Source organism: Bacillus sp. FSL R5-0422, from assembly GCF_038610765.1.
Lineage (GTDB): Bacteria > Bacillota > Bacilli > Bacillales > Bacillaceae > Bacillus > Bacillus pumilus_O.
Genome location: NZ_CP152014.1, coordinates 1659157 through 1670916 on the forward strand (window position 1 = coordinate 1659157; position 11760 = coordinate 1670916).

General features: G+C 37.7%; 14 protein-coding genes and 1 pseudogene. 13 read left to right on the forward strand and 2 right to left on the reverse strand.

The window, feature by feature from the left end:
* The first annotated feature begins 76 nt into the window (after positions 1 to 76).
* The 9 genes and pseudogenes from MKX52_RS08290 (at position 77) to MKX52_RS08330 (ending at position 7653) form a co-directional block, all read left to right on the forward strand.
* On the forward strand, positions 77 to 1261 hold the full coding sequence (locus tag MKX52_RS08290; RefSeq protein ID WP_216886824.1) for a sensor histidine kinase: 1185 nt from the start codon (positions 77 to 79) through the stop codon (positions 1259 to 1261).
* Between the two features lie 5 nt (positions 1262 to 1266).
* Complete coding sequence (locus tag MKX52_RS08295; RefSeq protein ID WP_342491778.1) at positions 1267 to 1917, forward strand: response regulator transcription factor; 651 nt, start codon at positions 1267 to 1269, stop codon at positions 1915 to 1917.
* 164 nt (positions 1918 to 2081) lie between these two features.
* Positions 2082 to 2249, forward strand: coding sequence for a hypothetical protein (locus MKX52_RS08300; protein ID WP_186325066.1), 168 nt, complete (start codon positions 2082 to 2084; stop codon positions 2247 to 2249).
* A gap of 168 nt (positions 2250 to 2417) precedes the next feature.
* Positions 2418 to 4343 carry a T7SS effector LXG polymorphic toxin gene (locus tag MKX52_RS08305; protein WP_342491779.1) on the forward strand — a complete coding sequence of 642 codons (1926 nt, stop codon included), beginning with the start codon at positions 2418 to 2420 and terminating at the stop codon, positions 4341 to 4343.
* Positions 4344 to 4347: 4 nt separating this feature from the next.
* A complete protein-coding gene (locus tag MKX52_RS08310) occupies positions 4348 to 4821 on the forward strand; it encodes an immunity protein YezG family protein (protein ID WP_236832164.1) in 474 nt (157 codons plus the stop codon).
* Positions 4822 to 4959: 138 nt separating this feature from the next.
* Positions 4960 to 5796, forward strand: coding sequence for a DNA/RNA non-specific endonuclease (locus MKX52_RS08315; RefSeq protein WP_342491780.1), 837 nt, complete (start codon positions 4960 to 4962; stop codon positions 5794 to 5796).
* 5 nt (positions 5797 to 5801) lie between these two features.
* Positions 5802 to 6263, forward strand: a complete 462-nt coding sequence (locus tag MKX52_RS08320) for an antitoxin YezG family protein (protein WP_342491781.1) — start codon at positions 5802 to 5804, stop codon at positions 6261 to 6263.
* A gap of 191 nt (positions 6264 to 6454) precedes the next feature.
* A pseudogene (locus tag MKX52_RS08325) lies at positions 6455 to 7180 on the forward strand (DNA/RNA non-specific endonuclease); the annotation flags it as partial.
* Positions 7180 to 7653 carry an antitoxin YezG family protein gene (locus MKX52_RS08330; protein WP_012010066.1) on the forward strand — a complete coding sequence of 158 codons (474 nt, stop codon included), beginning with the start codon at positions 7180 to 7182 and terminating at the stop codon, positions 7651 to 7653. The pseudogene MKX52_RS08325 and the gene MKX52_RS08330, both read left to right, overlap by 1 nt.
* Positions 7654 to 7917: 264 nt before the next feature.
* On the opposite strand, the gene MKX52_RS08335 is transcribed toward MKX52_RS08330, so the two are convergent.
* On the reverse strand, positions 7918 to 8379 hold the full coding sequence (locus MKX52_RS08335) for a macro domain-containing protein (RefSeq protein WP_342491782.1): 462 nt from the start codon (positions 8377 to 8379) through the stop codon (positions 7918 to 7920).
* Between the two features lie 200 nt (positions 8380 to 8579).
* On the opposite strand from MKX52_RS08335, the gene MKX52_RS08340 reads away from it, so the two are divergent.
* Both MKX52_RS08340 and MKX52_RS08345 read left to right on the forward strand, forming a co-directional pair.
* Complete coding sequence (locus tag MKX52_RS08340) at positions 8580 to 9122, forward strand: GNAT family N-acetyltransferase (RefSeq protein ID WP_342491783.1); 543 nt, start codon at positions 8580 to 8582, stop codon at positions 9120 to 9122.
* A gap of 140 nt (positions 9123 to 9262) precedes the next feature.
* A complete protein-coding gene (locus MKX52_RS08345) occupies positions 9263 to 9844 on the forward strand; it encodes an undecaprenyl-diphosphatase (RefSeq protein WP_342491784.1) in 582 nt (193 codons plus the stop codon).
* Between the two features lie 52 nt (positions 9845 to 9896).
* Here MKX52_RS08345 and MKX52_RS08350 read toward each other — a convergent pair whose 3' ends face one another.
* Positions 9897 to 10268: an iron chaperone gene (locus MKX52_RS08350; RefSeq protein ID WP_012010070.1), complete on the reverse strand. Its 372-nt coding sequence runs from the start codon at positions 10266 to 10268 to the stop codon at positions 9897 to 9899.
* 407 nt (positions 10269 to 10675) lie between these two features.
* Between MKX52_RS08350 and MKX52_RS08355 the strand changes: the two genes are divergently transcribed.
* Positions 10676 to 11329, forward strand: coding sequence for a CotZ-related putative spore coat protein (locus MKX52_RS08355; protein WP_342491785.1), 654 nt, complete (start codon positions 10676 to 10678; stop codon positions 11327 to 11329).
* Between the two features lie 74 nt (positions 11330 to 11403).
* A complete protein-coding gene (locus MKX52_RS08360; protein ID WP_012010072.1) occupies positions 11404 to 11748 on the forward strand; it encodes an S-Ena type endospore appendage in 345 nt (114 codons plus the stop codon).
* The last annotated feature ends 12 nt before the right edge of the window (positions 11749 to 11760 follow it).

The following is an 11760-nucleotide window of genomic DNA, read 5'->3' on the forward strand; positions in this document are numbered from 1 at the left end:
ACTAATACCGCCGTTGCCTCAATAAAAGGCGGGCGGTATTTTTGTGTTAATATGGGGGTAGGAAGGTGAGCATTTTATGGTGAAGAGAAGGGTAGACCCATTTAATGAAATGATATATTCGCGTATCCCTACGTTGTTGTGGGTCACATTGGTTTATGTGGCGGCAATGATTTTTCAATTTATCACTACACAATGGTCGATGTCGGGTTTGTTTTTTTCTGCACTCATTATCATACATCTTATATTACATTGGTGGTCATTCTATTGGTTCCAAAATAATCCATGGGTATATTTTTTGATTCAAGGGATTATCGTTTTACTTTGTGTCTCAGTCATGCAAGCAGCCTCCCCTGTCATCCTAATAGGTCTCTTACCGGTTCTCATTGCACAAAGTATTGGTGTGTACTATCATACCTTGAAGGTGATATTGACAGGGCTTAGCTTTTATGTGCTTTTCTTTCTTGCACTTATTTTAGTTAATGATACAGATGATCTGACGGTATACATTCCTATTTTATTTTTAATTTTAATTGTGGTCATCGCGTATTCTATCTTATTTTTTAGACAAGTGAAAGCTAGAATTAGAACACAAACCTTTCTAAAAGAGCTAGAGCTCGCACACCGACAAGTTGAGGAGCTGACACTTGCAAATGAACGTCAAAGAATGGCGCGAGACCTACACGATACTCTAGCCCAAGGACTTGCAGGTATTATTATGCAGCTTGAAGCAGTTCAAGCACACTTAGACAAGCAGAATGTGACGCGTGCTCAAAATATTATTAAAGGTTCAATGAGCCAAGCGCGAAAAACATTGGCTGAGGCACGAATGGTTATTGACGATCTTAGAATGCAAGGGAAAGATCAACATGATTTAGCTGATTCGGTTAAGAGTGAAGTTAATCGTTTTATGGAGGCGACGAATATTCCAGTTCATAAGAAAATATCTGACTCTTATCAAGTGTCGCCTTTTCTTATAGAACATACTATTTATATTGTCAGTGAATGCTTAACAAATATCGCAAAACATGCCAAAGCCAGTCTCGTTTGGGTGGTCTTGGAACAACAAGACGACCACATTTATTTAGAAGTTAAAGATAATGGAGTGGGATTTGATGAGAAAAAAAATGAATCCACTTTTGGACATTATGGCATAATTGGTATGACAGAACGTGTACGACTCGTAAACGGACAAATCTGCTTGAAAAGTACAAAAAATGAAGGTACACAAGTAACGGTTACCATACCTTTGAAAAAGGAGTAAATACATTGTCTTATCGAATTGTGATTGTTGATGACCATTATGTAGTTAGAGAAGGATTAAAATTAATTCTTGAAACAGATCACCGGTTTGAAGTAGTTGGAGAAGCGGAAGATGGAGATATTGGACTGGATGTGATGAAGAAGGAAGCGCCGGACCTTGTGTTACTCGATCTGAACATGCCTAGAATGAATGGGCTTGATATGCTGAGAGAAATACAATCTCTTCAATTAAATATTCCAGTGCTCATACTGACTACATATAATGAAGATAAATTGATGGTTCAAGGGCTGAAATTGGGTGCAAAAGGCTACCTATTAAAAGATGCCAGTAGAGAAAATTTATTTAACACGATTGAAGCTGCTATAAGAGGAGACATTTTACTTCAATCAAATGTAGCTACAAAAATTTTTGAGTCAACAGAACATCAGGAAACTCAAGAAAAAACAGAAAGAGAGAACAGCTTGCTGACTGGAAAAGAGCTGCTTGTTTTGCAAGCGGTGGCAAGAGGTTTTAGAAGTAAAGAAATCGCATTTGATATGGGGATTTCAGAAAGAACGGTAAAAGCGCATTTAACAAATATTTATCAAAAACTAGAAGTGACATCAAGAGCTGAAGCAATTAAAACGGCAGTAGAATTGGGCATCATTCATTTTTAAATGAATCATTAAGAACTTCTAATTATCCACAAAGACGATACTCAAAAAAGCATTAAAATAAAACGCCTGTCCTTAAATGGGTAGGGTCTTTTTTTGTTCGTTAGGGAAAAATTGGTTATATAGTGAGGAGAAACGTGATAGGATTGAAAAAGGAGGTCGAATAAATGACATTCAAAAAAGCGTTCAGCATAGGTTATTTTGTTTTGCTTTTATCTTTTATTGTCGTATATTTCTTGCTTCCAGCCGATCAGATATTTACTGCAATTATCATCTTAACCGTACTATTTGGATTATATCAATTTGTGGTTTTCAAAAAACTAAAAGATCAATAAAAGACCTACTTTTATGCATGGCATGACACAGGCGTGTTTTTCAAAACAGTCGCATCAAGAGGCAGCTCTGTATGGATAATTGGTTAATAAACAATAAAATGGATTAAAGTGTCAGGCTCCTTATGGTATTCTAGTAAAAGAATATTCCATAAAAGGAGTCTTTTTTATATGAAAATATTAGATGCTCCATCTTTACTATCGGCTGTTGAACAGAGATCAAAGGCCTATCATGAGCTCCAAGAAGAGATGAAACTTGTGAAAAAAGCACTGAAAGGTGTATCGGGATTAGGTGATGAGTTTACTGGAAAAGGTGCTGATAATATCAAAGCTTTTTATAATGATCTTGCACTATACACAGACACTTATCTTGATTTTATCGATATGCAAAAGGCTTTTTTAGATGGAGTGAAAGGAAAGCTGGATGATGAATCATTAGGCGGGAGTACATTTATTGATGAACACTTCCTAGATGCTCAATTGAAGCAAGGCATTCAGAACAATAAAGATATGGTCAACGAACAAAAAGAAGCTCTATCAACGATTTTTGACGATATTAGTGATTTGATTGAATTACAGACATTTTCCAGCAAAGAGGTAGATGAGCATTTAGATGATGCGAACAAAAAAAGAAAAGATGCAATTGAGGCTATACATACATTAGATCATGTGCTAAAAACAGAGTACGAAAAATCAGAAGCGATTGAGAAACATCTTGCAACTTTTTATACAAAAATGATGGCTGCTACAGGAAAAGGTAAGAACGCTCAGCCGATGTATTATGATGCAAAAGCATTTCACGAGACAGATGTGTACAAGAATCATGATAAAATTGATGCACAGGTGAAAGCTTACTTAAAAGTGAAAAAAGAAGAAAAAGAGAAACGAAGAATCAAAGAATTGAAGGAAAAACTCAATGATCCTTCGTGTATATCAGTAGAGAAATACTTTGAGATTGTAGACGAAATTGGATATGAAAATCTTTCTTACGATCAAAAATTGTATTATAGCCAGCTGCTCCAAATCAAAGCGCAGGAAGAAGCATCAGATGTATTTGTTGATAGTGTAAAAGGTGCTGCAGTGGGTCTATATGATGTGGCCAAAGATACAGTAGTTGGCATCTACGATCTTGTAACAGATCCTGGAGGTGCCGTAGAATCAGTCGTCACGGCTGTTTCTCATCCCATCGAAACATCAAAAGCGATTGGAAAAGCGATTGCAGACTCATTCGAAAAAGAAGTCATAGATGGTGATGCGTATTCACGGTCACACTGGTTCGCCTATGCGACTGGTTCACTCGCAGAAATTGTCTTTGGTTCTAAAGGGGCGGGAGCCATCACAAAAACGGGGACAACCGCAGCGAAAACTACAGTGAAGAAAGGGCTCGAACAAGGAGCAAAATCATTAGACAGAGTCTCTCTTCCGAATCTATTGCCGTACTCACCAAAGTTTCAAATGGCTGGTGGACCGAAGCTACCGTATAACGTGTTTGACGGAGAAAATCTCAAAAATAAACTCCTCTCCATGGCAAAGCGTCTAGACAACAATTCAGGCTACGGCATTTCTCAGACAGGTAGACGCTTACCAGCACCAAAATCACCGCCAACCGTCGTTAGTTATGGAGACCACTATGTGAGATGGAAACGTAAGAAAGTATTAAAACCGAATGTCGTTTATTCAACAAAGCAAGGGTACACCTACACAACCGATCACTACGGACGTATTGTCAAAGTCGAAGCAAGTGATTTAAAATACGGAGAGATCAAAAGAAACCAATACGCCCAATCCAATTCAGGAAAGCCGGATCGATTATCAAAAGATGACGGAGGTCACTTGATTGCTTCTATTTTTAAAGGGTCTGGGGATATTGATAACCTTGTTCCGATGAGTTCACAGATTAATAGAAGTGGCGGGAAATGGTATGAGATGGAACAACGGTGGTTGAAAGCTTTGAAAACTGATCCACCTAAAGCTGTGACTGTTTCAATAAAAGCATTTTATGAATCCGATTCGTTAAGACCATCTGAATTCCTAGTCAAATACAAGATAGACGGAAGAGTTTATACAGACACAATATATAACAGACCAGGAGGATGAACAAATGGAAACAAAAGAGATGGAAAGCTTATATAGAGAAATAGCTGAAAATTTAAATGAAATGATTCCAGTGGAATGGGATACAATTTGGATGTATGCAGAAATGTTAGATGACTCTGCATCTGCTCTCTTTTATTTTACGATTCCTAATAAAGAGGAATATTTTTATTCACACAACATCCCAGATCAATATCAGGTTAGTGAAGACACATATGATAGCATGTTGATTAACTTACAAAGAAAGCTAAGACAGTTGAGGGAAGAGTATACTAAAGAACAATCAGATAAATGGACAACTGTAAAAATGAAATTTACTTATTCAGGAAAAATGTCAACAGATTTTGGTTACGATGATGTATTTTCTTTAGGTATTGACAATATACAGAGAATAGCAGTTTGGGAATATGAAACGTTTGGATTTTTACCCGATGATGAGGAAGATAAAGAAGCTGTGCTAAATTTTATAAAAAATAAATGAGAAAACAATTACTAATACAATTCCCCTCCAATTAAAGGAGGGTTTTTATATGCCAATATTTATAACTGAAACATCAAAAGCGATTGGAAAAGCGATTTCAGACTCATTCGAAAAAGTCATAGATGGTGATGCGTATTCATGGTCACACTGGTTCTCGCCTATGCGACTGGTTCACTCTCAGAAATTGTCTTTGGTTCTAAAGGGGCGGGAGCGATCACAAAAACGGGGACAACCGCAGCGAAAACTACAGTGAAGAAAGGGCTTGAACAAGGAGCAAGATCATTAGACAGAGTCTCTCTTCCGAATCTCTTGCCGTACTCACCAAAGTTTCAAATGGCAGGTGGACCGAAGTTACCGTATAACGTGTTTGACGGAGAAAATCTCAAAAATAAACTCCTCTCCATGGCAAAGCGTCTAGACAACAATTCAGGCTACGGCATCTCTCAGACAGGTAGACGCTTACCAGCACCAAAATCACCGCCAACCGTCGTTAGTTATGGAGACCACTATGTGAGATGGAAACGTAAGAAAGTATTAAAACCGAATGTCGTTTATTCAACAAAGCAAGGGTACACCTACACAACCGATCACTACGGACGTATTGTCAAAGTCGAAGCAAGTGATTTAAAATACGGAGAAGTTACAAGAAACCAATATGCCCAATCCAATTCAGGCAAGCCGGACCGATTACTGGATGATGATGGAGGTCATTTAATCGCAACTATTTTTAAAGGGTCTGGGGATATTGATAACCTACTTCCGATGAATTCACAAATTAATCGTAGTGGTGGGAAATGGTATCAGATGGAGCAGGAATGGTTGTCTGCACTCAAAGAGGTTCCGCCTGAAAAAGTCTCTGTCTATATTGAGGCAGTCTACCATTCAGACTCCTTAAGGCCTTCAGCTTTCGAAGTGAAATATAAAATAGGGGAAAGCACAGATTATATTTATATAAAAAATGAGTATGGAGGTTAACCTTAGTGGAAACAAATAAAATGTCAGAACTCTATAAAGAAATTGCCGAGAATATACACGAAATCATACCAATTGAATGGCATAAAGTTTGGCTTTACTCCGAAGTGTTAAATGATTCATCAGAGGTTGCTTTTTATTTTTGCACTGATGAAGAGAAATATTTCTATGGTCATAATATTCCTGACGACTTTCAAGTTAGTGAACGAGTATACGTTAATATTTTAATTAGAATGCAAGAGTTATTCATACAATTGAGAGAAGAATGTATAAAACATAATGAACAGGTATGGACAACAGCTACCCTTGAACTAGAACACACAGGAAAGCTATCAATTGAATTTGGTTATGATGATGTCTTAAATTCAGGTTTAAATGGATCACAAAGAAAAGCCATATGGGCATATGAGAATTTAGGAATATACCCAAAAAGAAAATCGGTTAGGGAATTTCTAGAAGAATATATATAAAATAAAGAAGAAAACAACTAACACATTGCCCTCCAAATTTAAGGAGGGTTATTTATTGTTGAAGAAGATGATGAAAGTGATACAGAAGCTTTTGGAATCTTACTTAGTGACGTTTTCTTGAAAGTGTTAAAGGAGAGAGGTTAAAAAACACCCTCTATTGGGGTGTCTTATTTTTATTGGCTATTTTCTGTACGATGAAGAAAGGCCTTGAACAAGTAGCAAAATCAGTAGACAGAGTCTCTCTTCCGAATCTATTGCCATACTCACCAAAGTTTCAACTGGCTGGCGGCCCGAAGCTGCCGTATAACGTGTTTGACGGAGAAAATCTCAAAAATAAACTCCTCTCCATGGCAAAGCGTCTAGACAACAATTCAGGATATGGCATCTCTAAGACAGGCAGACGCTTACTAGCACCAAAATCACCGCCAATCGTCGTTAGTTATGGAGACCACTATGTGAGATGGAAACGTAAGAAAGTATTAAAACCGAATGTCGTTTATTCAACAAAGCAAGGGTACACCTACACAACCGATCACTACGGACGTATTGTCAAAGTCGAAGCAAGTGATTTAAAATACGGAGAGATCAAAAGAAACCAATACGCCCAATCCAATTCAGGAAAGCCTGACAGATTACTAGATGACGATGGTGGGCATTTAATTGCTTCAATTTTTAAAGGATCTGGAGATATTGATAATCTTGTGCCGATGAATGGGAATTTAAACAAAGGTGAGTGGAAAAAGCTTGAAAACACTTGGGCTGATGCACTTCAAAATGGTGATAAAGTTAAAGTGAAGATTACACCTAACTATAAAGGGGATTCTCTACGCCCAGAAACTTTTGATATTAAATATAAAATCGGTGATGATGAATGGGAAATCAAAAGGTTCGACAATGTGTATGGAGGTAAAAAGTAATGAAAGAAGAAAAAATAGAACATTTATATAAAGAGATAGTTGATGTTGTAGTGGGAACAATACCAATTGAATGGGGAAAGGTCTATTTATATGGTGAGGTAGTTGAAGGTTCTCAAACTGTTTACTTTTATTTTTCATCTAAAGAAAATGAGGGGAAACTGGTATATAGTCATGAGATCACTGAACTGTTTGAAGTGAGTGAACATGAATACAAAGAAAGATGGCATCAATTAGTTGACTGTATCCAAGAACTTAAGAGAGAGTTTGAACAAAATGGTCAAGAACCTTGGACAAACTTCACAATGATATTTGATGATACGGGGCATTTTAATATAGAATTTAATTATGATGACCTTTTGAATACAAACCCTCATGAAAGAAAAACTATTTGGAAATATAATCATCTAGGTATTATACCTAAAAGTAATTCTGGTAAAAAATATTTAGAAAAATACCTCTCTACATTGGAGTAACTTTTAGAGATGTTATAAAATTCGTTTTGATAGATTAAAGACTAGAGAACATATTGAGAGCATCATTCCAAGCAGAAATGGTGCTCTTATTCAATAATGCCCCCCTAGTAATCAATTACAAAACAGACATACTTAGCAAAAAAATAAAAATCAATACATATGGAATCAACTGTGTATTGATTATCATGTCAAAGAAACCAATTCACGAAAACAAAAATATCGAAAAACACAATATTCTTTTCTAATCAAATCTTTCTTTTCACTTTATCTAAACCGATAAACCATCACTTCACACCCGCCTAATATCTCTTCAATCATGCCTTCAACAATTGTCCAATCGCCGCCCGCCAGTCCACAGCCAATCCCGTAAGGAATGGCGATGGACGTTTGGTTTTTCTTTTCATTAAAATGGGTTACTGTGTCTTTTAAGCTTTGTAAGCAGCTGCGTAAGGCATCGTAATCCGTTTGCATTCTTTTTCTTCCGTATCCGGTTTGAGCGAATAGGTTGGCAATTGTTTTTCCGTCATTTGTTGAGATGAGTTGAACGGAACTTAGCAAGTCATCTCCTTGTTCTGTACATAATTGTTTATACTCTTTGTATACATTGGGGTATTTGCTTTTGATTTGTTTGGCTAATCCAGCGCCCATGACGCCTTTACAATTCACCTGGTGACAGATGATGTCTTCACTTGCCTCTAAAATGTTGCCATCCACTGTTTTGATCATATCGTGTAACCCCTTTTTCATAAAATAGAAACATAGGTTCTATTTTATCAGTTTTGATCAAATTATTTAATAGCAAAATATTTTTAATGAGTTTCATTTATTGAAGACAGTTTACGATAACTTGATTGTCAAAGTCTGTCCATCTCATCTAAAATATGGAGAGGCTAGAAAATACGAAATGATGCAAAGAGGAGTTATGTATGAATCAAATAGAAACGAATCGTTTAATTCTTAGACCGTTTTGCGATGAAGATGCGGCAGGGATGCTTGAGTACTTGTCTAATCCAAGAGTAAATTGTTTTCTCGCTGATCGAATTTCTACATTAGAAGAAGCTTTGGCTATCGTGCAAAAGAGAAAAGAACATCATTCATATATAGCGGTTTGTTTAAAAGAAAGTGGGCAGACGATCGGTGAGTTGTTTCATTTAAAAGAGGAGCCTGATACGTATTCAATCGGCTGGAATTTCAATGAAGCTTATGAAGGAAAGGGATATGCACGAGAGAGTGCTGAAGCATTTTTGTTCTATTTGTTTGTAGAAAAGGCAGCAAGGCGGCTTTATGCCTATGTAGAAGATGATAATGTCCGTTCCCAGGCATTATGTGAGCGACTATGCATGCGAAAAGAAGGCCTTTTTCTTGAGTTTATTTCTTTTACTACATATGAGGACGGCACCCCTAAATATGAAAACACGTACCAATATGCTTTACTTAAAAAGGAATGGGAGCAACATCACTCTCTTTAGACCAGAAAGTGAATAATGTTTAGTGATAGCAAAGTGACAAACATGTCATATGATTCCATAGTTTGTTCGTTCATTCGATGGAGGAGTTATCTTATTTCATTTATCCTTGTCATAAATCGAGGAAAAAGGAATGAAATGAGATGCGGGGATTCAATGAAGATTTATTTAGGTGGGTGAATCAGCTCAGTATTGATCATAGTTACTTGAATCCAATATTTATTGGACTAGCTGAATATACAGTGCTGTTAGCAGCGCTCATGTGTCTGTTTGTATGGTTTCAAAATCGCAGCAGGTACAATAGGGCGATGGTCGTATCTGCCGGACTGACCTTCATATTAGCAGAGTTACTTGGGAAAATCGCAGGGATCTTTTATTTCAATCAGCAGCCCTTTGCAGAAATGAGCCACGTCAATCTTTTGATTCATAAGGAAGTGAATAACTCTTTCCCGAGTGATCATACCATCTTTATTTTTTCTGTTTGTCTAATCTTTTGGCTCTTTCACAAACGCCATGTTTACTGGCTGTTTGTAGCGTGCGCCGTTGGTTTTTCAAGGATTTGGGTCGGTGTCCATTATCCATTTGATGTCTTAGCAGGTGCTATCATAGCGAGTTTAACAGCGGTCACTGTTGTTTATTTGCCGATATGCCAAAAGAACGTGAATGCCATCTTGTCATGTTATGAGTGGCTTGAGCAGAAAGTTGTAAGGAAAAGAACAAAATAACATGTTGTAGTAAAATGCCCCGATCTGTTTATGGATCAGATCGGGGTTCTTTTTATTTTCGCCAAAACGTTGTACAATCCGCTTTGTCTTCGATATTAAATTCGATGATTTTCTTTAGGAGAGGATAGTCAACTGGCAAGCTTTCCTTCATGCGAAACATCTTTTTTCCATGATCGTAACCCGCTTGTACAATGTCAGCTGAAAAGTGTTCAATTCCTTTACCTTCTGGTGCGACAGAAATGTGATGTTTTGCCACGCTAAACCCAATAATAAATGTGCCATGGTCTGTGAACATGGGCTGATTCCAAGCAATTCTTGGCTCTAGTTGAGGGAATGTGTCTAATATCCATTGTAAAATGTCTTGCGTGCGCTGCTTCAGCTCTGGATTACCAATGTTGCTTACATACTCTTCAAACACATGCATGATATTTTATCCTCCCATTCCATCTACCTCATAAGCCTCAGACGGGATTCGAACCCGCACTCCTTTCGTAAGCATAGGCTAGGGGCAACACGCTTCCCTACGGAATTTCACCGACAGGAATTTCACCTGTCTCAGCTCGTGTGCTTTTCGGTGCTTCTGAAACCCTTGCCTTGCGACCCGTTAGCTACAATTTGTTTTACGGCGCTCTTCCCTTCTAGAGCTACTGAGGCGCGGAAGTTATTGTTCATATTATATAAAGAAACTGGATAAATGAAAAGCTGCGCTGATAATTAGTTTACTGATCTTTAGGCGAATCGCACAAAATAGTCAAAGGCACATATGATAAAAGACCATATGGATTTGTATACAGCATTGAATTGGGCTGATGGAAAGTGACAAACCTGTTGATGAGTAAACTGAAAGAGATAAACAATCAAACAAAAAATGAAAGCTTTACTCACAAGCGTTCAATGAGTCCTCCTTTTTTGCTACTCATGGAAGATGGAGAACCTTTCTACTCATGGGTGTTCTTTGAAAAAAGTGTGTTTAAGACTTGCTATTTTTCTCTGCTTTCCATCAATGAAGAACAGAATTGTGTGGTGCTAGAGCTTCTTGTCCCATGCTGCATGCGATCGACATGTTGTCAGAAAGTTTTATATCGATCCAGTTCAAAGATCCTTGTTGATCTTTCTTTTTTATGCGGAATGATTGAAGCAGATCTGCCCGTCTATGATGCACTCATTTTAAAGAACATAGAACCTCACCACATCCTTCTTGGTTTTTCAACATCGCCCAGTTCGGTTGAAATCTGGCGGAATGGAACAAAATTACTCAATACAGCAACAGTGGTTTTGCATCATCATGATGATCAAGATGTGCCAGTTACTATCACGATTCAAACGAGAAGAGCATGTCATGATATATGTGTTCAAAAGGGAGAAAGTCGCTCGATTACTGTCAAAGATATGATGTTGATTTTCAATCAGCAAACCGTTGAAAAGGTGCAAGCATGCTTAGATATTCAATTGAACATGGTGCAAAGGAAAAAAATAAGGCTGTGAGTCTGGGATAATCGCACAATCTTCGTAGATCACTAGATCATAGTCTATCAAGAATAGGTTGAAGGAGGGTTAAAATGGCTATATTAGGCGGGTGTAGTAATGAGCAAACAGGATTTGTGAATGATGCGGTATGTTTCACAGTCGATTTAGCAGCAGCAGCGGATCCAGTAGTCGTTTGGACGGATGGAACACCATTTGTCATAAACGGGACCATTATGGTGGAAAACAACGGAATCGTGGCTGTAGCTCCAACTGTGACATTAGAGGTCAACGGTGCGGCTGTTCCAGACTTCACTGTAGCTCCAGGAGAGAGCCAATCCATTACACTTAGTGATCTGAACTCCATTGGGATTGTAGCTACTGGTGGGACCTCGACTGGGAGTATTGTCGTTTCTTTTTCTCTCAATTATCAGTATTAGTGTGTATGTCTT

Bases quoted from the DNA above. Each gene is read 5' to 3' on its own strand.
- MKX52_RS08350 (WP_012010070.1), bottom strand. From the start codon at position 10,268: ATGCATGTGTTTGAAGAGTATGTAAGCAACATTGGTAATCCAGAGCTG.
- MKX52_RS08290 (WP_216886824.1), top strand. From the start codon at position 77: ATGGTGAAGAGAAGGGTAGACCCATTTAATGAAATGATATATTCGCGT.
- MKX52_RS08300 (WP_186325066.1), top strand. From the start codon at position 2,082: ATGACATTCAAAAAAGCGTTCAGCATAGGTTATTTTGTTTTGCTTTTA.
- MKX52_RS08315 (WP_342491780.1), top strand. From the start codon at position 4,960: ATGGTCACACTGGTTCTCGCCTATGCGACTGGTTCACTCTCAGAAATT.
- MKX52_RS08360 (WP_012010072.1), top strand. From the start codon at position 11,404: ATGGCTATATTAGGCGGGTGTAGTAATGAGCAAACAGGATTTGTGAAT.
- MKX52_RS08355 (WP_342491785.1), top strand. From the start codon at position 10,676: ATGAGTAAACTGAAAGAGATAAACAATCAAACAAAAAATGAAAGCTTT.
- MKX52_RS08335 (WP_342491782.1), bottom strand. From the start codon at position 8,379: ATGATCAAAACAGTGGATGGCAACATTTTAGAGGCAAGTGAAGACATC.
- MKX52_RS08340 (WP_342491783.1), top strand. From the start codon at position 8,580: ATGAATCAAATAGAAACGAATCGTTTAATTCTTAGACCGTTTTGCGAT.
- MKX52_RS08305 (WP_342491779.1), top strand. From the start codon at position 2,418: ATGAAAATATTAGATGCTCCATCTTTACTATCGGCTGTTGAACAGAGA.
- MKX52_RS08345 (WP_342491784.1), top strand. From the start codon at position 9,263: ATGCGGGGATTCAATGAAGATTTATTTAGGTGGGTGAATCAGCTCAGT.
- MKX52_RS08330 (WP_012010066.1), top strand. From the start codon at position 7,180: ATGAAAGAAGAAAAAATAGAACATTTATATAAAGAGATAGTTGATGTT.
- MKX52_RS08310 (WP_236832164.1), top strand. From the start codon at position 4,348: ATGGAAACAAAAGAGATGGAAAGCTTATATAGAGAAATAGCTGAAAAT.